Source organism: Roseovarius sp. PS-C2 (genome assembly GCF_018862045.1).
In the GTDB taxonomy this organism is placed as follows: Bacteria; Pseudomonadota; Alphaproteobacteria; order Rhodobacterales; family Rhodobacteraceae; genus Roseovarius.
In genome coordinates, this window is sequence record NZ_JAHKSQ010000003.1 from 76963 (window position 1) to 98924 (window position 21962).

General features: G+C 64.5%; 20 protein-coding genes and 1 tRNA gene. 12 read left to right on the forward strand and 9 right to left on the reverse strand.

Annotation, left to right across the window (positions count from 1 at the left end; translation table 11 throughout):
* Positions 1–123: 123 nt before the first annotated feature.
* The 4 genes from KPG71_RS06355 to KPG71_RS06370 form a co-directional block, all read right to left on the reverse strand.
* Positions 124–200, reverse strand: a tRNA-Arg gene (locus KPG71_RS06355).
* Positions 201–258: 58 nt separating this feature from the next.
* Positions 259–1647, reverse strand: coding sequence for a HAMP domain-containing sensor histidine kinase (locus KPG71_RS06360; RefSeq protein ID WP_216337599.1), 1389 nt, complete (start codon positions 1645–1647; stop codon positions 259–261).
* 21 nt (positions 1648–1668) lie between these two features.
* Complete coding sequence (locus tag KPG71_RS06365; RefSeq protein WP_216337285.1) at positions 1669–3087, reverse strand: NAD(P)/FAD-dependent oxidoreductase; 1419 nt, start codon at positions 3085–3087, stop codon at positions 1669–1671.
* A 3-nt stretch (positions 3088–3090) separates the two neighbouring features.
* Complete coding sequence (locus KPG71_RS06370) at positions 3091–3840, reverse strand: TVP38/TMEM64 family protein (protein ID WP_253196142.1); 750 nt, start codon at positions 3838–3840, stop codon at positions 3091–3093.
* 271 nt (positions 3841–4111) lie between these two features.
* On the opposite strand from KPG71_RS06370, the gene rpmH reads away from it, so the two are divergent.
* The 6 genes from rpmH (at position 4112) to KPG71_RS06400 (ending at position 10300) form a co-directional block, all read left to right on the forward strand.
* A complete protein-coding gene (gene rpmH, locus KPG71_RS06375; RefSeq protein ID WP_005980833.1) occupies positions 4112–4246 on the forward strand; it encodes a 50S ribosomal protein L34 in 135 nt (44 codons plus the stop codon).
* Positions 4247–4269: 23 nt separating this feature from the next.
* Positions 4270–4671, forward strand: a complete 402-nt coding sequence (gene rnpA, locus KPG71_RS06380) for a ribonuclease P protein component (RefSeq protein WP_216337286.1) — start codon at positions 4270–4272, stop codon at positions 4669–4671.
* The gene (yidD, locus tag KPG71_RS06385; protein ID WP_216337287.1) at positions 4668–4928 is read left to right on the forward strand and encodes a membrane protein insertion efficiency factor YidD; all 261 of its coding nucleotides are present in this window, start codon (positions 4668–4670) and stop codon (positions 4926–4928) included. The genes rnpA and yidD overlap by 4 nt, the downstream gene beginning before the upstream one ends.
* Before the next feature lie 308 nt (positions 4929–5236).
* Positions 5237–6685 (forward strand): IMP dehydrogenase, encoded by a 1449-nt coding sequence (gene guaB, locus KPG71_RS06390; RefSeq protein ID WP_216337288.1) that lies wholly within the window; start codon positions 5237–5239, stop codon positions 6683–6685.
* Positions 6686–6730: 45 nt separating this feature from the next.
* Positions 6731–7894 carry an RsmB/NOP family class I SAM-dependent RNA methyltransferase gene (locus tag KPG71_RS06395; RefSeq protein ID WP_216337289.1) on the forward strand — a complete coding sequence of 388 codons (1164 nt, stop codon included), beginning with the start codon at positions 6731–6733 and terminating at the stop codon, positions 7892–7894.
* Positions 7895–8023: 129 nt separating this feature from the next.
* Positions 8024–10300, forward strand: coding sequence for an ATP-binding protein (locus tag KPG71_RS06400; RefSeq protein ID WP_253196143.1), 2277 nt, complete (start codon positions 8024–8026; stop codon positions 10298–10300).
* A 79-nt stretch (positions 10301–10379) separates the two neighbouring features.
* On the opposite strand, the gene KPG71_RS06405 is transcribed toward KPG71_RS06400, so the two are convergent.
* Positions 10380–11006, reverse strand: coding sequence for a gamma-glutamyl kinase (locus KPG71_RS06405; protein WP_216337290.1), 627 nt, complete (start codon positions 11004–11006; stop codon positions 10380–10382).
* Between the two features lie 195 nt (positions 11007–11201).
* On the opposite strand from KPG71_RS06405, the gene recA reads away from it, so the two are divergent.
* From recA to KPG71_RS06425, 4 genes are all read left to right on the forward strand, one after another.
* On the forward strand, positions 11202–12281 hold the full coding sequence (gene recA / locus KPG71_RS06410; RefSeq protein ID WP_216337291.1) for a recombinase RecA: 1080 nt from the start codon (positions 11202–11204) through the stop codon (positions 12279–12281).
* A gap of 132 nt (positions 12282–12413) precedes the next feature.
* Positions 12414–15077, forward strand: coding sequence for an alanine--tRNA ligase (gene alaS, locus KPG71_RS06415; RefSeq protein WP_216337292.1), 2664 nt, complete (start codon positions 12414–12416; stop codon positions 15075–15077).
* A gap of 11 nt (positions 15078–15088) precedes the next feature.
* A complete protein-coding gene (locus KPG71_RS06420) occupies positions 15089–15373 on the forward strand; it encodes a DUF1330 domain-containing protein (protein WP_216337293.1) in 285 nt (94 codons plus the stop codon).
* A 2-nt stretch (positions 15374–15375) separates the two neighbouring features.
* Positions 15376–15663, forward strand: a complete 288-nt coding sequence (locus KPG71_RS06425; RefSeq protein WP_216337294.1) for a DUF1330 domain-containing protein — start codon at positions 15376–15378, stop codon at positions 15661–15663.
* A gap of 213 nt (positions 15664–15876) precedes the next feature.
* Here the strand turns inward: KPG71_RS06425 and typA are convergent, their stop codons facing one another.
* Entirely contained in the window at positions 15877–17697 is a 1821-nt protein-coding gene (gene typA, locus KPG71_RS06430) for a translational GTPase TypA (protein ID WP_216337295.1), read from the reverse strand.
* A 79-nt stretch (positions 17698–17776) separates the two neighbouring features.
* Positions 17777–18676, reverse strand: a complete 900-nt coding sequence (locus tag KPG71_RS06435) for a GNAT family N-acetyltransferase (RefSeq protein WP_216337296.1) — start codon at positions 18674–18676, stop codon at positions 17777–17779.
* Between the two features lie 45 nt (positions 18677–18721).
* Here KPG71_RS06435 and KPG71_RS06440 point away from each other — a divergent pair, with 45 nt between their 5' ends.
* Positions 18722–18865 carry a hypothetical protein gene (locus tag KPG71_RS06440; protein ID WP_216337297.1) on the forward strand — a complete coding sequence of 48 codons (144 nt, stop codon included), beginning with the start codon at positions 18722–18724 and terminating at the stop codon, positions 18863–18865.
* A 50-nt stretch (positions 18866–18915) separates the two neighbouring features.
* Here KPG71_RS06440 and KPG71_RS06445 read toward each other — a convergent pair whose 3' ends face one another.
* Positions 18916–19425, reverse strand: coding sequence for a single-stranded DNA-binding protein (locus tag KPG71_RS06445; RefSeq protein ID WP_216337298.1), 510 nt, complete (start codon positions 19423–19425; stop codon positions 18916–18918).
* Positions 19426–19627: 202 nt separating this feature from the next.
* On the opposite strand from KPG71_RS06445, the gene KPG71_RS06450 reads away from it, so the two are divergent.
* Positions 19628–20221 (forward strand): lytic transglycosylase domain-containing protein, encoded by a 594-nt coding sequence (locus KPG71_RS06450; RefSeq protein WP_216337299.1) that lies wholly within the window; start codon positions 19628–19630, stop codon positions 20219–20221.
* A 17-nt stretch (positions 20222–20238) separates the two neighbouring features.
* On the opposite strand, the gene KPG71_RS06455 is transcribed toward KPG71_RS06450, so the two are convergent.
* Positions 20239–21909, reverse strand: coding sequence for an ABC transporter substrate-binding protein (locus tag KPG71_RS06455; protein ID WP_216337300.1), 1671 nt, complete (start codon positions 21907–21909; stop codon positions 20239–20241).
* Between the last annotated feature and the right edge of the window lie 53 nt (positions 21910–21962).

The window sequence follows — 21962 nt, forward strand, 5'->3', positions numbered from 1 at the left end:
GGGAGTATATTGCTTATGTGTTCCCGGCCGTTCGCGGCGGGGTTCCCCGTGTTGAAAACGGCGGGATTATCATGAGTGTGCGGTGGATTTACCTTGCACCTTCAACAGGTTGCCTGAGGTAAGTGGCGGACCGAGGAGGATTCGAACCCCCGACCCCCTGATTCGTAGTCAGGTACTCTATCCAGCTGAGCTATCGGTCCGTGAGGGCGGGATTTAGACTTTGCCGCCGGGCAATGCAAGGGGTGTTTGAGAAAAATCTCAAACTTCTTCAACACCGCCGCGGGGCAGGGTGATCACAAAGACCGTGCCCTGTTCGTCACTGCGTTCCAGCGCAAGTTCGCCACCATGTCCGCGCACCAGTTCCGCCGCGATCGTCAGGCCAAGGCCGGTTCCGCCCTTGGTCGCACCGCCCTGAAAAGGTTGGAAAAGATGCTGCCGTGCCTTTTCCGGCAGGCCGGGGCCGGTGTCGGTGATGCGGATGATCCAGTTGTCGTCGGTATCGCGGGCGGCGATGTTGATTTCACCCGGTTTTCCGGAATTCACGATGGCCTGCCGCGCATTGCGCACGAGATTGGCGATCACGCGGTAAAGCTGTTCGGCATCCGCGCGCAGGGTCAGCGAGGCGGGGATGTCCTCGGAAAAGCTGACCTGGCCATCGCCGACCGACAGGCGCTCGCTGTCGATGACGTCGCTGACCACGTCGGCCAGTTGCACGCGGGCCAGTATCGGGCCCGGTTCTTCGGCCTTGCCATAGGCCAGCGTCGCCTCGCACAGGTGAACGGCGCGGGTGATGGAGTTGACCAGCTTGGGCGCCATGCGCTTGACGGCTGGGTCCTCGCTCATCTCGATGCGGTCGGTGAATAGTTGCGCCGAGGTCAGGATATTGCGCAAATCATGGCTGACCTTGGCAACGGCCCCGCCCAGTTGGGCCAGCCGGTCCTTTTGTTTCAGGGCGCTGGTGAGCTGGGTTTGCATCAGTTGCAGGGTTTCCTCGGCTTCGCGCAACTCGGTGACACCGGCAGAGGGTTTGATCACGCGCCGCACGTCCTCGGGGGCGGCGGCGTAGGATTGCATATGCCCCACGACCCGCTTGATCGGTTTGACGAGAAAGCGCCGGACCGCGAGGAACAGCAGCAGCGCCGTAATGCCCGAGATCACCGCCGACAGAATCAGAATGCGCAGCCCGTAATCTATCATGGCCATGCGCAGGTCGGCGGTATCCAACGTGACTTCGATCAGCAATCCGGCCATGCGCACAGGCTCGCCAATGACACGGATCACCTGCAGATCGGGTGTGGCCAGACGCGCCATCGCGTCGCGGATCAGCTCGAACGGGGTGGCGTCGCGCATGTCGAAGGTGGCCGAAATCGGCGCGGGAATCGGGGAGGACAGGATCAGTTGGCGCGCCTCGTCCCGGCGAAGCACGACGTTGAAAACCCCCGCGTTGTGCAGCAGTTCGTCTTGCAATTCGGGGCTGATATCCTCGCTGGCCAGCAGCGCAAGAGAGGCGATCTGCGCCCGTTCCAGCCGCGACATCAGGAAATCCTCGCGGAAGCGCGCGATGGAGGGCACGAAAATAAGGATCTCGGCCAGCATCACGAACACGACCGTCAGGATCAGGAAGCGTCCGGAAAGAGAGTTCAGCACCCGCATATGTTTTGTGCCCGTTCAGGGAAGCCAGCGCTGCACCAGCCCCACGATTGTTTTCACCTTAGAGTTATCAAACAGCCGGGGCGAGAAATAGGCCCCTGCGACACGCTTGTTCAATTCTCCCATCGTGGGATAGGGCGCGACCATGTTGGCGACGTGTTTCATCTTCAATCCGTTGGCCAGCGCAAGCGCCCAGAGATTGATCAACTCCCCGGCCTGCGCCCCGGCAATCGACACACCTATGGGGCGCCCGCGCAACACCATGACCTTGATCAGGCCCGTCGTCTGGCGTTCGGCTGTCGCGCGGTCGTTCTGGCTGTAGGGAAAGCGCACGATCTCGATCTTGTCGCCATGCGCCTCGCGCGCCTGCGCCTCGGTCAGGCCGATCTGCGCCAGTTCGGGGGCGGTATAGGTGACCCAGGGGATATGCGCTGTTCCCGCCTTGGCGGGCAGGCCGAACAGGGCCGAACGGATGACGATCCCCGCGTGATATCCCGCCACATGGGTGAATTGCAGCCCCCCGGCCACGTCGCCGATGGCGTACACCCGGCGATTGGTGGATTTCAGGGCATTGTCCACCTCGATCCCGTTGCGGGTGGTTTCAATTCCGGCGACGTCAAGGTTCAGCCGGTCGATATTGGGTTTACGCCCCACGGCGATCAGAAGGTGGCTGCCCTTGAACAGGCGGCCATCCTTGACCTCGACCTCGATCGCGCCCTTCGCGCCCCGGATTTCACGGGCCATGGCGTCTTCGGCAATCTCGATCCCTTCGCCGCGCAGGGCGTCCAGGATCACGCCTGCGGTTTCCGGGTCGTCCTTGCCAAGGGCTTTTGCGCCTTCGATGACGGTAACCTTGCAACCGAGGCGGCGGTGTGCCTGCGCCATTTCCATACCGATGGGGCCGCCACCGACGATCAACAGGTGATCGGGTTTTTCGCGCAGGTCGAACAGGGTTTCGTTGGTTTCGTATGGAACGCTGTCGAGCCCCGGAATGGGCGGCACCAGCGGCGAGGACCCGGTGGCGATGACGATGCGGCGGGCGGTGATGACATGATCGCCCGCCTGTACCTCGGTTCGTGAAATGAAACGGCCGTATTCGCGGATCACGCGCACGCCAAGCCCCTGAAAACGCTCCTGACTGTCATGCGGTTCGATCTGCGAAACGATGTCGTGCACATGGTCCTTGGCGGCGGCATAGTCGACCTGTGGCACGACATCCGCGATGCCATAGGGGCTGGCGTGGGCCTGGGCATGGGCCGCCTTGCCGCTGGCGATCAGCGCCTTTGACGGGATGCAGCCGTAGTTCAGGCAATCGCCGCCCATCTTGCCGCCTTCCAGCAGCGTGACATCGGCCCCCATCTGCGCGGCCCCGGCCGCAACGGACAGCCCTCCCGAGCCCGCGCCGATCACCAGCAAATCCGTTTTGATCCTGTTCATGGGTCAGATGTCCTTGTTGCCGCGCAGGGCCTTGATCAGAATGGGAAGGGCGGCCAGAACGCACAGGCCCAGAATGGGGCCGATGACCTGCGGTTCCCACAGCAGAGACAGGTCGGGGCGCTCGCCACGGTCAAAAACTTCGCCGACGCCGACGCCGATCCACGTAAACACGACAGCGCCGGGAATGATCCCCAAGACCGTGGTTATCGCGAAATTGACAAAGCCGACGCCGACCAGTGCGGGGACCAGATTGGCCACGAAAAACGGTACGGCGGGCACGAGTCGCATCAGAAAAAGAAAGGAAATTTCATTGTCATGCAGGCCGTTTTTCAACCGCTTTAATGTGCCGTCCGAAGCCTCGATCCGGGTGGATAGTGCTTGCCCCAGGCCCCATCGCGCCGCCAGAAAAATCGCACAAGCGCCGATGGAGGCGGCGATCACGTTGAACGTGGTGCCAAGGGCGAGGCCGAACAGGAAACCGCCGGTCACCGAGGCGACGGCGGCGCCGGGCAGGGAAAACGCGACGATCACGATGTAAACGAGGATAAAGATCATCGCCATCGCAAGATAATTGGCATCGCGAAAGGCCAGCAACGCCTCGCGATTGGCCTGCAATGTGTCAAACGTCAGATAATCGCTCAGGGTGAAGGCGCCGATGAGGGCGACGATGGCGATGATCGCCAGCGGTGCGTGTCGCCACCAGGTGGGCTTGTGGGTTCGCGGCGTGTATTTCATCGAACGATCATGTCTCATGGGACGGGGTGCCGCCAAGATGCGGGGCGAAGGGAGCTTTGACCAGAGGCCTCACGCGGGGGTGATGGCGAGTGATGCATTCAGGGTGAAAGTTACAAGTTTTCCGGGTTTTGTTGCATGGCTGCGCTGACAGGATGCGGAATTTGTTGCAAAAGGCGTGCAGTGGGTTTGACTTGGTTGAGCAGGGCCTCTATAGACCGGGCTTCGAACAGATATCGGGCTGGCCGCGATTCCAAAGCGGTGCCGCCCCGCCAAGACCGGAGACGGAGCGATGAAACGCACCTACCAACCCTCGAACCTGGTTCGCAAGCGCCGCCACGGGTTCCGTGCGCGTATGGCCACCAAGGCAGGCCGCAAGATCCTGAACGCACGTCGTGCGCGTGGCCGCAAGTCGCTGAGCGCGTAAGCCGCGATTTCAGGTTAACGGACATGATGCCGCCGGAGGCCCCCGCACATGAGCCGGGGACAACGCCCCCGGCGGTTTCCGTTTGTCTTCAGATACTTAACAAGCGGTCTGACTTCCTGCGGGCGGCGCGGGCGCGTCGGCAAGGGACCAGGTCCATGATGGTGCAGGCCCTTGACCGGGGCGATGAGGATCCGGCGATCCGGGTCGGGTTCACCTGCTCCAAGAAGGTCGGCAATGCCGTGGCGCGCAACCGGGCCAAGCGGCGGTTGCGCGAAGCCGCGCGTGCGGTGCTGCCCGAGGCCGGGCGCGAAGGCTGGGATTATGTCCTGATCGGACGTGCCGAGGTGACGGCCTCGCGGCCTTTCGAGGCGTTGAAAGACGACCTGAGATTCGCGCTAAGCCGTTTGCATGACACCGAAAAATGACACCGCTCGCACATATCCTGTCCTGGCCGATCCGGGCCTATCGGCTGATCCTGTCGCCCTGGGTGGGGTATCATTGCCGCTACCATCCGACCTGCAGCCAGTATGCGCTCGAGGCGCTGGAAAAGCATGGCGGGATCAAGGGTGGCTGGCTTGCGGCGAAGCGGATCGCGCGGTGCAATCCGTGGGGACAATGCGGGCACGATCCGGTGCCCGAGCCGAAACCGTCACCGAACTCCCGAACCGCAGACTCCGAGTAGGCGTTTCGTACAAAACGTACGATGTGTACGCGGGTTTTGTACGAAATTCGGGGCTCATGGGGAAAGTCGTGTCCATGATGGACGCAAAAGCGGCTGTCGGGGCCGGGCAGGTCAGATCGGGCCGCGCCGAGGGACGGCCCCTTAACCGGATGGCAAGGATGCGCGGGCAGGGTGGCGGAGTTCGGCGCACCCATGCCCGTCGGACGGGGTGCTGTCCCAAAACCGCGGCAATCGTTCGCGACCCCTTTCCATTCGGGCGTATGCGTGTAATAGGGACGTGCCAAACGATCTGTCCATGGAGAAACGCGATGGAGATTCGTGAGGCGCTGACCTTCGATGATGTTCTGCTTGTTCCCGCCAAGTCCAGTGTGCTGCCCAACACCGCAGATACAAGGACACGCGTGACGCAGTCGATTGACCTCAATATTCCGCTGCTGAGTTCGGCCATGGATACCGTGACCGAAAGCGACATGGCGATCTGCATGGCGCAGTCCGGCGGTATCGGTGTGGTGCATCGCAACCTGACCGCCGAACAGCAGGCGCAGGAAATCCGGCGCGTGAAACGGTTTGAATCGGGCATCGTCTATAACCCGATCACCCTGCGCGCCGATCAGACGCTGGCCGATGCCAAGGCCCTGCAGGAGCGCTACAGCGTGACCGGGTTTCCGGTGGTGGACGATAACGGGCGCGTGGTGGGGATCGTGACCAACCGAGACATGCGCTTTGCCGAGGATGACAAGACCCCGGTGCGGGTCATGATGACCAGCAAGGATCTGGCGATCCTGCAGGAACCCGCCGACCGGGAAGAGGCGAAATCGCTGATGAAGGCCCGGCGGATCGAAAAGCTGCTGGTGACCGACAGCAAGGGCAAGCTGACCGGCCTTCTGACGCTCAGGGATACCGAACAGGCGGTGCTGAACCCGACGGCCTGCAAGGATGCGCTTGGCCGGTTGCGGGTGGCTGCGGCCTCGACCGTGGGCGATGCCGGGTTCGAGCGCACGCAGGCTCTGGTCGATGCGGGGGTGGACATGGTGGTGATCGACACCGCGCATGGCCATTCCGAAGGCGTGGCACAGGCGGTGGAACGGGCCAAGTCGCTGTCCAACGAGGTGCAGATCGTGGCCGGGAACGTCGCCACGGCCGAGGCCACGCGGGCGCTGATCGGTGCGGGGGCGGACGCGATCAAGGTCGGCATCGGGCCGGGCAGCATCTGCACCACGCGGATGGTGGCCGGGGTCGGCGTGCCGCAGCTGACGGCGATCATGGATTGCGCCGCGGCGGCGGGCGATGTGCCGGTGATCGCCGATGGCGGCATCAAGTTCTCGGGCGATTTCGCCAAGGCGATCGCGGCGGGCGCGTCCTGTGCGATGGTCGGCTCGATGCTGGCGGGCACCGATGAAAGCCCCGGCGAGGTGATCCTGTATCAGGGCCGGTCCTTCAAATCCTATCGCGGCATGGGCAGCCTCGGGGCGATGGCGCGGGGCAGTGCCGACCGTTATTTCCAGAAGGATGCCGCCAGTGACAAGCTGGTGCCGGAAGGGATCGAGGGGCAGGTGCCTTACAAGGGCGCGGCGGGCCATGTGATTCACCAGTTGGTCGGCGGGCTGCGCGCGGCCATGGGCTATACCGGCTGCGCGACGGTCGATGAAATGCGCCGCGATTGCAACTTCGTGCGGATCACCGGGGCGGGCCTGAAGGAAAGCCATGTGCATGACGTGCAGATCACCCGCGAAAGCCCGAATTACCGGATTGGATAAATCGTTATATAGCAGAGTCTTGCGGGGTGTTTTTGAGGTGAGTTCATGACCCCGGGCGCCCGTGTTCAGGCGGCCATCGACCTGCTGGACGAGATCCTTGCCGGGGCGCCGGCCGAGCGGGCGCTGACCGGCTGGGCGCGGCGGTCGCGCTTTGCCGGGTCCAAGGATCGCGCGGCGGTGCGCGATCACGTGTTTCAGGCGCTGCGCTGCCGGAGGTCTTATGCCTGTCTGGGCGGTGCGGAAACGGGCCGGGGGCTGATGCTGGGCGCGTTGCGGGCCGAAGGGGGCGATCCCGATACGGTGTACAGTGGGCAGGGCCATGCGCCCGCGCCGCTGAGCGAGGCCGAGCGCGATGGCGGTGCCGCTCCGCGCGCGGACGGAGAGCGGCTGGACCTGCCGGACTGGATGCTGCCGCTGTTTCAGGAGGCTTTGGGCGACGAGGCCGAGGCGGCGGCGCTGGCGTTGCGACAGCGCGCGCCGGTCATGTTGCGGGTAAACTTGCGCATGAAGAATGCCGACCAAGCCATCGAAATATTGTCGAAAGATGGGATTATTGCCACGCCTTCCGCCCTTGCCTCAAGCGCCCTGCGGGTGAGCGAAGGCGCGCGCCGTGTGGCGGGAAGCGAGGCCTACAAGCGTGGACTCGTGGAGTTGCAGGACGGCTCCAGCCAGGCGGCGATGGAGGCGCTCGAGATTCCGACCAGCGCGCGCGTGCTGGATTATTGCGCCGGGGGCGGCGGTAAGGTTCTGGCGCTGGCCGCACGCTGTGAGGCGCAGTGGTTCGCGCATGATGCCGATGCCGCGCGTATGGCGGACCTGCCGGTACGCGCCGGGCGGGCCGGGATCGAGGTGACCTGCCTGACGGGGGCCGACGTGGCGGCGAATGGGCCTTACGATCTGGTGCTGTGCGATGCGCCCTGTTCGGGCAGCGGCACATGGCGGCGCGCGCCCGAGGCCAAATGGCGCCTGACGCCCGCGCGGCTGGCGGAGCTATGCGCCATTCAGGCGGAGATTCTCGATATTGCCCAAGGGCTTGTGGCGCCGGACGGGCAACTGGCCTATGCGACCTGTTCGGTGTTCCGGGCCGAGAACGACGCGCAGAGCGAGGCGTTCGTGCAGCGCCATCGCGGCTGGAACGAGCGGCTGCGGCGGCGCTGGCCCGTGGGCGCGGACGGCGACGGGTTCTACCTCTCGGTTTTCGGGCAATGAGCGTGCCTTGTGCAATCTTGACGTGTAAGGCCGGCTGTCGTTAAGTCCTGCTTAAACCTTTTCATGCAGAACGGGGTCAGGTGACGCGATAGCAAGGGGGCAGGCTGCGTGATGGACGGGGTGCATTCCATGACGCCGGTACGGCGGGCGGCGGCGGGGCTGCGTCCGCGCGCGGGGGTGATTGCCTTGGCGGCCGCCGGTTTTGCCGTTGCGGGCTGGATGGCGGGCGATCCGCTGGTGCAGGCGGTCCTGGTGCTGGTCGCCGGGACGCTGCTGGCCACGGCGGTATGGGTTCTGTTGCTTCACCGGTCGGAGATGCGCAGCCTGGCGGGCGACCGGGCGCAGTTCGCCCGGCTGCTGGAGCACGATACGATCCCGTGTTTCGTGACGCGGGCGGATGGCGGGATTCTGTATCGCAATCCGGCGGCCTCTGCGACCCTGCCGGGGTTTCAGGCCGAAACGCTGGCCGGGGCGTTGCAGGGCGATCTGGCCAATCCAGGCGCGATCCTGTTCCGCCTGCAAAGCCGCGCCATCGCCTCGGGCGCGGCGCAGGAGGATCTGGTCACCCGGCGCGGACATATGCGCCTGTCGGCGCACCGCTCGGGTGAGGGCGCGTTCCTGTGGCGCTATGAAACCTCTGCCGATCGTCCGCAGCCCGGCGCGGACCCGGTGCCGCTGCCGATGCTGACCGTCGGGCGCAAGGACACCGTGCTGTTCATGAATGCCGCCGCGCGCCAGCTTGTGGGAGAGCGGGTGCGCACGCTGGAGCGGCTGTGCCCGGCCCTGCCGCTGCGCTCGGGGCAGGTCAACCCGATCCTGAGGCGGGACGGGGTGATCGCCTGTCTGGTCGTGGAACTGGAGGGGATGGCGGGCCGGCGCGAGGTGTTCCTGCTGCCCGATATGGCCGCGCCGGAATGCCAGGCGGATGGCTGGCCGCTGTTCGACGATCTGCCGGTGCCGCTGCTCAAGCTGGGGCGCGATGGAACGGTGCAGATGTCGAATCTTCCGGCGCGCGATCTGCTTGGGGTCGGAAACTGTGCGGGCAAGGCGCTTGGAGATCTGATGGAAGGGCTGGGGCGGTCGATCTCGGACTGGCTGGACGATGCCGCCGCCGGGCGCGGAACCGTTCATTCGGAATTCATGCGCATCCGCCGCGACGACAAGGAAGTGTTCGCGCAGGTCACGCTGAACCGTGTGATCGAAGAGGGCGAAACCGTTCTGATCGCGGTGCTGAGCGACGCCACCAAGCTGAAATCGCTGGAGGCGCAGTTCGTTCAGAGCCAGAAAATGCAGGCCATCGGGCAACTGGCCGGTGGGGTGGCGCATGATTTCAACAACCTGCTGACCGCGATTTCGGGGCATTGCGACCTGCTGTTGCTGCGCCACGATCAGGGCGATCCGGATTACGCGGACCTGATGCAGATCGGCCAGAACGCCAACCGCGCCGCCGCGCTGGTGAACCAGCTTCTGGCCTATTCGCGCAAGCAGACGTTGCGCCCGCAGATCATGGATCTGCGCGACATGCTGGCCGACCTGACCCATCTGCTCAACCGGCTGGTGGGCGAAAAGGTGAGCCTGACGCTGAGCCACGATCCGTTGCTGGCCACCATCCGGGCCGACAAGCGGCAGCTGGAACAGGTGCTGATGAACCTTGTCGTGAATGCCCGTGACGCCATGCCGGAGGGCGGAGATATCCGCATCGTCACCGAGAACCTGACCCTCGAGACGCCGCTGCGCCGCGACCGGGCCGTGGTGGCGCCGGGGCGGTACGTGTCGGTCAAGGTGATCGACGCAGGAACCGGAATCGCGGCGGATAAGCTGCAAAAGATATTCGAACCGTTCTACACGACCAAGCGCACCGGCGAAGGCACGGGGCTGGGCCTGTCCACGGCCTATGGAATCATCAAGCAGACCGGCGGTTTCATCTTTGTGGACAGCGCACCGGGAGAGGGGGCGACCTTTCAGTTGCTCCTGCCGGTGCACGATATCCCGCAGCAGCCCGCGCCCGAACCCGAGATCAGCGATGCCGGTCAGGGCCGGGCCGACGGCGTGGTCCTGCTGGTCGAGGACGAGGCGCCGGTGCGCGCCTTTGCCAGCCGCGCGCTGCAATTGCGCGGCTTTACCGTGCTCGAGGCGGACTCGGCCGAAGCGGCGCTGGACCTGCTGGACGACCCGGACCTGAAGGTGGATGTCTTTGTCAGCGACGTGGTCATGCCGGGAATCGACGGGCCGAGCTGGGTGCAACAGGCGCTGCAGGACCGGCCGGGGGTGCATGTGGTGTTCGTGTCCGGCTATGCCGAAGAAACCTTTGCGGATACGCAAACCGCGATCCCGAACTCGGTCTTCCTGCCCAAGCCCTTTTCGCTGACCGAACTGACCGAAACGGTGCAGCGGCAGATGGCGTGACCCTGCGCGGGGCTGCCGCTATCCGGCGCCGGGACGGGAGGCGCGATGCCGAATCCGGCTGCCGCTTCTCGGGTATGGCTCAGGCGACGGGCAGGGGGCGATAGCGACCGTTCTGGCCGATTCCGTTCCACAGGGTGAATTCGTTGGCGCATTTGCGGTGCAGTTTGGCGCGCGTGGCCTCCGACAGGTCCAGCGTCAGGGCCGGCGAGGCGTTTTCCTGCGCGGTGTCGAATCCGATCTCGAGCCGGCCCTGCAGGAAGGCGCGCAGCCCCTCCTGATCCTCGTAGCGGAACAGGTGCGTGACGGCGGTGCCGTTTTTCTGCGGCTCCAGGAACTTGGCCTGCGATCCGACATTGGCGAAGGAGGGTTTGTCGCCGCGCGTATAGGCTTCGACGAAGTCGTCGAACCCGATCCCGTGGGTCGAATTGCGCTGCCCCTTCATGAAGGGGCGGCGGCGATAGCGGAACCAGCTTCCCAGCCAGTCCTCGGGCTCGCGCATGACGGCCACAACATCGAGCGGCGTGCCGATGAATTTTTCGAGCGCGGGGCGAAAGAAGCGGTTGTAGCGGAACACCGGCGCGTGTTTCAACTCGGGCGGATCGCTGATCACCATCGCGGCATGCGGCGCAAGCGCCGCCTGATAGGCGGTGGTCCCGGTCTTGGGCACGGAAAGCAAAACCAGCTTTGCCTTTGAAAACACTAACATTTCGACCCTCGTTGCGTTGCTGTCCGCCGGTGATCCGGTGGGCGTAAACTACTTGTTAATCCATACGGGCAAAAGTGGCGTTGGAAAGAATTTTCTTGAAATGTTCTCTTTTTGTCTTCATACGAATGAGAACAAGAGGTGAACGAACGCAGCGATTGCCGCCCGAAACCGGGTGTGAAATAAGGGATCAGAACAATGGCAACGGCAGATCTTTTGACAATGGACAGCAAGAAGAACGCGGACAAGCAAAAGGCGCTGGACAGCGCCCTTGCGCAGATCGAACGGCAGTTCGGCAAAGGGTCGATCATGAAGCTGGGCGGCGACAACCCGATACAGGATATCGAGGCGACCTCGACCGGCTCTCTGGGGCTGGATATCGCGCTCGGGATCGGCGGGTTGCCCAAGGGGCGCATCGTCGAAATCTACGGCCCCGAAAGCTCGGGGAAAACGACGCTGACCCTGCATTGCGTTGCGGAGGAACAGAAAAAGGGCGGCGTCTGCGCCTTTGTGGATGCCGAACACGCGCTCGACCCGATCTATGCCAGGAAACTGGGCGTCGACCTGGACGAGTTGCTGATTTCGCAGCCCGACACCGGCGAGCAGTCGCTGGAGATCGTGGATACGCTGGTGCGTTCGGGGGCGGTCAGCATGATCGTGGTCGATTCGGTGGCCGCGCTGACCCCGAAATCCGAACTCGAGGGCGACATGGGCGACAGCAATGTCGGCGTGCAGGCCCGCCTGATGAGCCAGGCCATGCGCAAGCTGACCGGCTCGATCAGCCGCAGCAAATGCACGGTGATCTTCATCAACCAGATCCGCATGAAGATCGGCGTGATGTTCGGCAGCCCCGAAACCACCACGGGCGGCAATGCGCTGAAGTTCTACAGCTCGGTTCGGATGGACATTCGCCGTATCGGGTCGATCAAGGACCGTGACGAGGTGGTCGGCAACCAGACCCGCGTGAAAGTGGTGAAGAACAAGGTGGCGCCGCCCTTCAAGCAGGTCGAATTCGACATCATGTATGGCGAGGGGATTTCCAAGACCGGCGAATTGCTGGATCTCGGGGTCAAGGCCGGTGTGGTCGACAAGTCCGGCAGCTGGTTCAGCTATGGCGACGAGCGGATCGGGCAGGGGCGCGAAAACGCCAAGACCTTCCTCAAGGAAAACCCGCGCATCGCGCTGGATATCGAGGACAAGATTCGCGCCGCGCACGGGCTGGAATTCGACATGCCCGAGGACGCGGGCGGAGAGGACGGGGATATCCTCGAAGCGTGATCGCGCGGTTTTGTGACGAGACAGGGAAACCCGGACTATGACGGTCCGGGTTTTTTCTTGCGGTGGACACGGGAAGGCGGCGCGGATAAACCGGCACGGCACAAGGCCACAACGCCCTGAAAAGAGACCCAGATGCCCACGCTGAACGACATTCGATCCACCTTTCTGAATTTCTTCGACAAGAACGACCACCAGATCGTGGACAGCAGCCCGCTGGTGCCGCGCAACGACCCGACGCTGATGTTCACCAATTCGGGGATGGTTCAGTTCAAGAACCTGTTCACCGGGGTCGAGCATCGCGACTATACCCGCGCCACCACCAGCCAGAAATGCGTGCGCGCCGGCGGCAAGCACAACGACCTGGACAATGTGGGCTATACCGCGCGCCACCACACGTTTTTCGAGATGCTGGGGAATTTCAGCTTTGGCGATTATTTCAAGGAACAGGCGATTCCCTATGCGTGGGATCTGCTGACCAAGGATTTCGGCCTGAACAAGGACAAGCTGCTGGTCACCGTCTATCACACCGATGACGAGGCGGCGGATATCTGGAAGAAATATGCCGGGCTGAGCGATGACCGGATCATCCGCATCGACAGCGACGACAATTTCTGGTCGATGGGCGCAACCGGCCCCTGCGGCCCCTGCACCGAGATTTTCTATGACCACGGCCCGTCGATCTGGGGTGGCCCTCCAGGCAGCGCGGAAGAGGATGGCGACCGGTTCATCGAAATCTGGAACCTCGTTTTCATGCAGAACGAGCGGTTCGAGGACGGCAGCATGCGCGCGCTCGACATGCAGTCGATCGACACCGGCATGGGGCTGGAGCGGATCGGGGCGCTGTTGCAGGGTAAGCACGACAATTACGACACCGACCTGCTGCGCGCTCTGATCGAGGCCAGCGCGCATCTGACCAACAGCGATCCGGACGGGCCGGGCAACGTACATCACCGGGTGATCGCGGATCATCTGCGTTCAACCTCGTTCCTGATCGCGGACGGGGTGATGCCCTCTAACGAGGGGCGGGGCTATGTGCTGCGCCGGATCATGCGCCGGGCGATGCGCCATGCGCATCTGTTGGGCGCTCAGGAGCCGGTGATGTACCGGCTGGTGCCCGCGCTGGTGACGCAGATGGGGCAGGCCTATCCCGAACTGGGCCGCGCGCAGGCATTGATCGAGGAAACGCTGAAGCTGGAGGAAACCCGGTTCCGCCAGACGCTGGAGCGCGGTTTGCGCCTGCTGGACGATGCGCTGGACAAACTGCCCGACGGTGCGCCGCTGCCAGGAGAAACGGCGTTCAAACTGTATGACACATACGGCTTCCCGCTGGACCTGACGCAGGATGCGCTGCGTGAACAGGGGCGCAGCGTGGATGTGGCGGGCTTCGATGCCGCCATGGCCGAGCAGAAGGCCAAGGCGCGCGCGGCGTGGTCGGGCTCGGGCGAGACGGCGGATGCCTCGATCTGGTTCGACATTGCCGAGCACAAGGGCACCACGGATTTCCTGGGCTACGATACCGAAGTCGCCGAAGGGCAGATTGCCGCGCTGGTGCAATCGGGCAAGGCGGTGGACAAGGCCGCCAAGGGGCAGGAGGTGCAGATCGTCCTGAACCAGACGCCGTTTTATGCGGAATCCGGCGGCCAGGTGGGCGATACGGGCCTTCTGAAAACCGAAACCGGCGCGGCGCGCGTGTCGGACACGAAAAAGGTGGCCGGGGTCTTCATCCATATCGGCGAAGTGACTGAGGGCGAAATCGTCAGCGGTGACGCGGCACAGCTCGAGGTGGATCACGCCCGCCGCAGCGCCATTCGCGCGAACCACTCGGCCACGCACCTCTTGCACGAGGCGCTGCGCGAAACGCTTGGCGATCACGTGGCGCAGCGCGGCAGCCTGAACGCGCCGGACCGTTTGCGCTTCGATTTCAGCCATGCCAAGGCGCTGAGCGCGGCGGAACTGGCGCAGGTCGAGCAAGACGTGAACAGCTATATCCGCCAGAACGAACCGGTCGAGACCCGGATCATGACGCCCGACGATGCGCGCGAACTGGGCGCGCAGGCGCTGTTCGGCGAGAAGTACGGCGACGAGGTGCGTGTCGTGTCGATGGGCAAGCAGGCCGGTTCGGGCAAGGGGCTGGACGGGCGAACCTATTCGCTGGAACTGTGCGGCGGCACGCATGTGAAGCAGACCGGCGATATCGGCAGCTTTGTCGTGACCGCCGACCAGGCGTCGAGCGCGGGCGTGCGCCGGATCGAGGCGCTGACCGGACAGGCCGCGATGGCCTATCTGAGCGCGCAGGCGCAACGGGTGGATGCGCTGGCCGGGGAGTTGAAAACCCGCCCCGAGGAGTTGGTGGACCGGGTCAAGGCGCTGCTGGACGAGCGCAAGGCGCTGAGCAACGAAGTGGCGCAGTTGCGCCGCGAGCTGGCTATGGCCGGCGGGGCCGGGCAGGGCGAAGGCCGGCAGGCGAAAGAGGTCGGTGGCGTCAGGTTCATGGCGCAGGTGTTGCAGGGCGTGTCGGGCAAGGACCTGCCCGCGCTGATCGACGAACACAAGGCGCGGCTGGACTCCGGCGCTGTACTTCTGATTGCGGATACGGGCGGCAAGGCCGCCGTGGCCGCCGGGGTGACGCAGGATTTGACCGACCGGATTTCGGCGGTGGATCTGGTCAAGGCGGCGGTTGCCGAACTGGGCGGCAAGGGCGGCGGTGGCCGCCCGGACATGGCGCAGGGTGGCGGTAAGGATACCGCCAATGCCGAGGCCGCGATTGCCGCAGCCGAAGCCCTGCTGGCAGGATAAGGAGAAAGGACATGGTGGCCTATATCATCGCGCGGATCACCGTGACCGACCCCGAGGATTATCAGACCTATGCCAGTCAGACCGTGGCGCTGGCCGAAAAAGCCGGGGGGCGGTTTCTGGTCAAGGGTGGGGCGCAGTCCTTTGTCGAAGGCGAGGGGCCGGAGCGGCATGTTCTGATCGAATTCCCGACAAAGCAAATGGCGCTGGACTGGTATAATTCGCCGGAATATCAGGAGATTTTACCCATCGCCCTGCGCAGTTCGCAGCGCGACATTGTCGTCGTCGAAGGAGTTTGACCATGCCCGCCTTGTGGATCGCCCATGTCAGCGTCACCGATGAAGAGGCCTATGGCAAATACGCCAAGCTGGCCGGACCCGCGATTGCCAAGCATGGCGGCGCGTTCATCGCCCGTGGCGGGCGCTATGTGCAGCTTGAGGGCAAGGACCGCCCGCGCAACGTGGTGGCGAAATTTCCCAGCGTCGAGGCCGCCGAGGCCTGCTATCACAGCCCCGAATATCAGGAAGCGATGAGCCATGCGCGCGGCGCGGCCGAACGCGAATTGCTGATCGTCGAAACCAGCGAGTAAGCTGTCGAAAGCACGGGTCGGGTGCCGCATTCGCCCGAATAGCGCCGAAGGCGCCGGGCGAGCGCCTGCCCGTTCCGGCGGGCTGGAGCTTTGGCATGGACAGCGCATAAAACACAACGCGGATGTATTTGGCACGATAAATCGCGGTGCCCTGGCGGTGCTGCGCCATCCCACGGGCAGGCGCTCGCCCGTGGAACGGTTTGGTTTGCGTGCTTAGCCCGCCTTGGCGGCGCGTTTGCGTTCGTGCGGGTCGAGGTGGCGCTTGCGCAGGCGGATGGCGTTCGGCGTGACCTCGACCAGTTCGTCGTCGTCGATATAGGCGATGGCCTCTTCGAGACTCATGGTGATGGGCGTGGTCAGGCGCACGGCCTCGTCGGTGCCCGAGGCGCGCACGTTGGTCAGCTTCTTGCCCTTGAGCGGGTTCACCTCGAGATCGTTTTCCCGGCTGTGTTCGCCGATGATCATGCCCTGATAGACCTTTTCCTGCGCGCCGATGAACATGCGGCCGCGATCTTCGAGGTTCCACAGGGCGTAGGCCACCGATTCACCGTCTTCCATGGAAATCAGGACGCCCGCGCGGCGGCCCGGAATGGGGCCCTTGTGCGAGGCCCAGCCGTGAAAGACGCGGTTCAGGACGCCGGTGCCGCGCGTGTCGGTCAGGAATTCGCCCTGATAGCCGATCAGCCCGCGCGAGGGCACATGCGCGATGATGCGGGTCTTGCCCGCCCCGGCGGGGCGCATTTCGACCAGTTCGCCCTTGCGCGCACCGGTGATCTTTTCGATGACCGCGCCGGAATAGTCGTCATCGACGTCGATGGTGACCTCTTCGATGGGCTCCAGCCTCTGGCCGTTTTCATCCTCACGCATCAGCACGCGGGGGCGGGAAATGGACAGTTCGAACCCTTCGCGGCGCATGTTTTCGATCAGCACGCCCATCTGCAATTCGCCGCGGCCCGCCACCTCGAACGCCTCGCCGCCCGGTGTGTCGGTGATGCGGATGGCGACGTTGGATTCGGCCTCTTTCATCAGGCGGTCGCGGATGACGCGGCTTTGCACCTTCTTGCCGTCGCGGCCCGCCAGCGGGCTGTCGTTGATCCCGAAGGTGACCGAGATGGTCGGCGGGTCGATGGGTTGGGCTTCGAGCGGTTCTTCGACCGCCAGCGCGCAGATCGTGTCGGCCACGGTGGCCTTCTGCATGCCTGCAAGGCTGACGATATCGCCGGCTTCGGCCTCGTCGATGTCCTGCTGCGAGAGGCCGCGGAAGGCGCGGATCTTGGTGACGCGGAACTGTTCGATTTTCTGGCCGATGCGCGAGATCGCCTGCACCGTCTGGCCCACCTTGAGCCGCCCGGTTTCGACGCGGCCGGTCAGGATACGGCCCACGAAGGGGTCGGCGCTGAGCGTGGTGGCCAGCATGCGGAAATCGTCGTCGAGCCGGGCCTGCTGACGCGGGGCGGGGACGTGGTTGACGATCAGATCGAACAGCGCCGAGAGATCCTTGCGCGGGCCGTCCAGCTCGTGATCGGCCCAGCCCGAGCGGCCCGAGGCGTACATATGCGGGAAATCGAGCTGGTCGTCATTGGCGTCGAGGCTGGCGAAGAGGTCGAAACATTCGTCCAGCGCGCGGTCGGGCTCGGCATCGGGTTTGTCGACCTTGTTCAGCACCACGATCGGGCGCAGGCCCAGCGCCAGCGCCTTGGAGGTGACGAATTTGGTCTGCGGCATCGGGCCTTCAGCGGCATCGACCAGCAGGACCACGCCATCGACCATCGACAGGATACGCTCGACCTCGCCGCCGAAATCGGCGTGGCCGGGGGTGTCGACGATGTTGATGCGGGTGCCTTTCCATTCGACGCTGGTGGCCTTGGCGAGGATGGTGATCCCGCGTTCGCGCTCCAGATCGTTGGAGTCCATGGCGCGCTCATCCACGGCCTGATTGGCGCGGAAAGCGCCCGATTGCTTGAGAAGCTCGTCCACAAGCGTGGTCTTGCCGTGGTCGACGTGAGCGATGATCGCGATGTTGCGCAGGTCCATATGCGGAGGGTCCTCGTGTTTCCTGCGTGCCGCCTATACCGGGGGGCGAAGAAATACCAGAGGCAAAGCGGCGTGTTTTTCAGGGGCGCAGGCGGATCATTGCGGGGCCGAGCGGACGGATATGCGCGCCCGCGCCGATCTTGAACCGGGCAAGGCCGGGAGAGCCATGCGTGTCCACATGGCCGAGGTCCAGCCGGGCAAAGCCGCGCCCGGCCAGATCGTTGGCGGCGTGCCACAGGATCAGGTGATGGGCCGAGAGGGCGCGGCCCTGCGCGCCGCTCCAGCCGATGTGATAGGTGGCGGCGGGCGGATGCAGCAGCATCAGCATGAAGGCCACGGTCTGCCCCTTGTTCCGTGCAAGATAGAGGCGGGTGGCCTGCGGGGCGGTTGCGGCCCAGGCATGGGTAAAGGCCGGGGGCAGGGCGGCATAGCCGCGGGTGCGGCGCTGCGCGAGTTCCTGTCTGATCAAGTCGTCGTCGCGGGCCGGATCGAAGGGGCGGGCGTGGACCGTCAGGCCGCTGGCCTGCGCGCGGCGCAGCCGGTTGCGCCATTTGCCGTGTTGCGCGGCCAGACGGGCGGATAGCGTCGGCGAAAGGTCCAGGTCGGCCACGAATTGCGGCGTCATCAGCGCGCGGTAGCCCAAGGGGCGAAACAGGGCGGCGTCTTGCGGGCTGTCGGGGCTGGCCAGCCACAGGGCGCGGCCCGGTTGCGACGCGTGCAGGTGGCGCAGCGCCTCGATACGCGCCCCGGTGCCGGTGTCGGCCTGCCAGACGGGGCCACGCGGCAGCCAGTCGATGCAGATCGGGCCAATGCGGCGGCGGACGATCTGCACCTGTCCGATGTCACGCCCATCCCGGCGCATTGCGAGCCGCCGCGCAGCGCCCCCCAGCGCCGACAGCGCCGCGCCGTAAAGCGGGTGCTGTTGCAGGGCACATGCGGCCAGGGGCGGAACATCCGGGGACAGGGCGGCAATCTCCATGCCCGCATTAACCGGATGACAACCTAATGCGGAGTTAATGGAGGGATGAGAGCAAAGGAAAAACCGGTTCTGGGTGTCGATGCGCCCCCGGCGCGGCCCACGGTGCTGGCGGCCTTCCTGCTGGCGGTGGTGTTGTCCGTGCCGGTGGGGCTGGGGCTGACATTGCTGGACTGGCTGGTTCTGAACTGAAAACGGCCACCCGAGGGGTGGCCGCCGATCCCTGAGAGGGGGAGAGTCGATCAGAACGGGATTTCGTCGTCGATGTCGCGCGACGGGCCGCCCGAGGGGCCGCCGGACGGTCCGCTGCTGCTGCCGTAATCCCCGCCGCCATAGTCGCCACCGCCATAGCCGCCACCACCCTGGCTGCCGCCGTAACCACCGCCGCCGCCACCTTCGCCACGGCCATCCAGCATCACGAGCGTTGCATCAAAACCCTGCAACACGACTTCGGTCGAGTAACGATCCTGCCCCGACTGGTCCTGCCATTTGCGGGTTTGCAGCTTGCCTTCGAGATAGACCTTGGAACCCTTGCGCAGGTATTGTTCGCACACCCGCACCAGCCCTTCCGAGAAAATGGCCACGCTGTGCCATTCGGTGCGTTCGCGGCGTTCGCCGGTGTTGCGGTCTTTCCAGTTCTCCGAGGTGGCAATGCGCAGGTTGCACACCTTGCCGCCGTTCTGGAATGTCCGCACCTCGGGGTCGCGACCCAGGTTGCCGATGAGAATTACCTTGTTGACTGAACCGGCCATCGCGGACCTCCTTGCAGATATCGTCGTGTTTTTTGCTTTCCGGGTTACACCATCGCACGTTCATGAAGAAAAGCCTAAAATGCACGGAAAATTCAGCACCTTCCTGCGCGGTGCGGGTTTTGTGCCGTCTTGGAACTGGAAATTCTGTCTGATTTGGATATATTGCGCCCGGATTGGCGGATTAGATGATCCGGGGGACAGTATGAAGACTTTGACGACAGCGGTGGCGGTGTGCGCTCTGTTGGTGCCGGTGACGGCCGGGGCGGACGTTCTTTCAACCAAGAGCCGGAGCAACCTGTTCAGTTCGCAAGTCAAGGTACTGGATACCCGCGCCAAGCAGCAATACAATAATTCGGTCCGCTTGCAGCCGCAGAAGGTGAACACGCCGACCAAGTGGGGCACCGTCTCGACCAAGTCCTATAACGGCAAATACCGTGGCCGGTATCTGCAAATGGCCAAGGATGCCGCGCGCCGTCATGGCGTGCCCGAGGATTTGTTCCTGCGCCTCGTGCAGCAGGAATCGGGCTGGAACGCCGGGGCGCGCTCGCACAAGGGGGCGATCGGGCTGGCGCAGCTGATGCCGGGCACGGCGCGGGTGCTGCGGGTGAACCCGCACGATCCCTATGAGAACCTCGAAGGCGGGGCGCGGTATCTGGCCGAACAATACCGCGCGTTCCGCTCGTGGCGTCTGGCGCTGGCGGCGTATAATGCCGGGCCTGCGGCGGTCGAGAAATACGGTGGCGTGCCGCCCTACAAGGAAACGCGCAACTACGTGCGGATCATCTGGGGCAGCTGAGGCGCGAGGCGCGGCGATCAGGCCGCGAATCCGATCTTGTAGAGATGAATTTCGTCTGACGGGTGCCGCCGGGCATTCACCAGCGTTCCGTTGTGGTGATTGTAGAGCGTGCGCCAGTAGGGCTGGATGATGACCCCCTCGTCACGCAGCAGGGTTTCGATCTGCGCCATCACCGGGCGGCGGGTGTCGGCATCCGACAGCGCCATCGCCTGATCCAGCAATTCATCGAAACGGGGATTCGCAAAGCCGGTTTCGTTCCATGCCCCGTCCGAGCGATAGGCGAGGCTGAGCGCCTGCACCGCCAGCGGGCGGTGGTTCCATTGGGTGAGGGAAAAGGGAAAGCTCTGCCAGTCGGACCAGAAAAGCGTGCCGGGCAGGATGGTCCGGCGCACGGGGATACCGGCATCGCGCAGTTGCACGGCCACCGCATCGCCGGTGTTGCGCTGCCATTCGTCATCGAGCGTGACAAGCTCGTGTTCATAATCGTGCAGCCCGGCCTTGACCATCTCGGCGCGGGCGGTGGCCGGGTCATAGGCGGGCGGGCCGATATCGGCATAGGCGGGGTGAATCGGGCAGACATGGTGGTTGGCGGCAACCAGCCCGCGCCCGGCATAGCCGAGTTCAAGGCAGATCCCGTTGTCCACCGCCATTGCAAGCGCGCGGCGCACGGCGGCGGTTTCATAGGGGCGGCGGCCATCTTCGGTTTCGGTCTGCTGATGGGTGCGGATCACCACCGTGGCCGAACTGTCGGTTTCGGTGCGGGTCCAGCCGATACCGTCCATGACATCCAGAAAATCGCCGACGGTTTCGTACAGCATATCGACCTCGTCGGCGCGGGCGGCGGCGATCCAGTTCGACGGGTCGGTGCCGAAGTCGATGAATTCCACCCGGTCGAGGTATGGCCCCCCATAGACGGCGGTTCCCCACCAGTCATGCTCAGGGTGGCGTTCCAGAATGCAGCGCTCGCCGGGGATCAGGCTGACCGGGCGGAACGGCCCTGTGCCGATACCATGCGCGAACGGATCGCCGCCGTCATAGCTGTCATGGGTGATGGCGGCGGGGTAATCGGCAAGGTTGGCGATCAGCGCGATATCCGGGCGGTCGAGGGTCAGTTCCACCGTCAGCTCGCCCGTCACCTGCACCGCGCCGTCACGGGCCTGCCCGGTGTCCGGGTCGATCAGCCCGGCGAAACGCGTGGCCATGGAGTTGCCGGACAGGGCGGTGTCGCACCAGCGCGCGATGTTGCGGGCCACGTCATGGGCGGTGAAGGGATCGCCGTTGTTCCATGTCACGCCGCCGCGCAGGTGCAGGCGATAGGCGGTGGCGTCCTCGTTGACCTCCCACCTTTCCAGAAGCATGCCGCGAAAACTGCCGTCGCGGTTGTATTCGACAAGGTATTCCAGAAAACCGCGGGTCAGGTTGCCCATCTCGCTCCAGTCATAGGTGCGGGGGTCTTTCAGGGATTTGACGTTCTGCTGGATGCGCAGGGTGCCGCCCTGCCTGATCTCCGGATCGGCGCGGGCCAGTGCGGGCAGGCCGGCGAGGGTGCAGGCGGTGGCGGCGGTGAGGCCCAGCGAGGTCGCGCGGCTCAGGAATTCGCGCCGGTCCATCCGTCCTGCCGCCAGGTCGCGCGCAAGGCCGGGGGCCGCGGGGTGCAAGCGATCAGGACGGAGAACAAATCTGGACATGCGCGGCGCTTTCGGTTGGTCGACGGGGCATTCGTCCAACGCATTACACATGC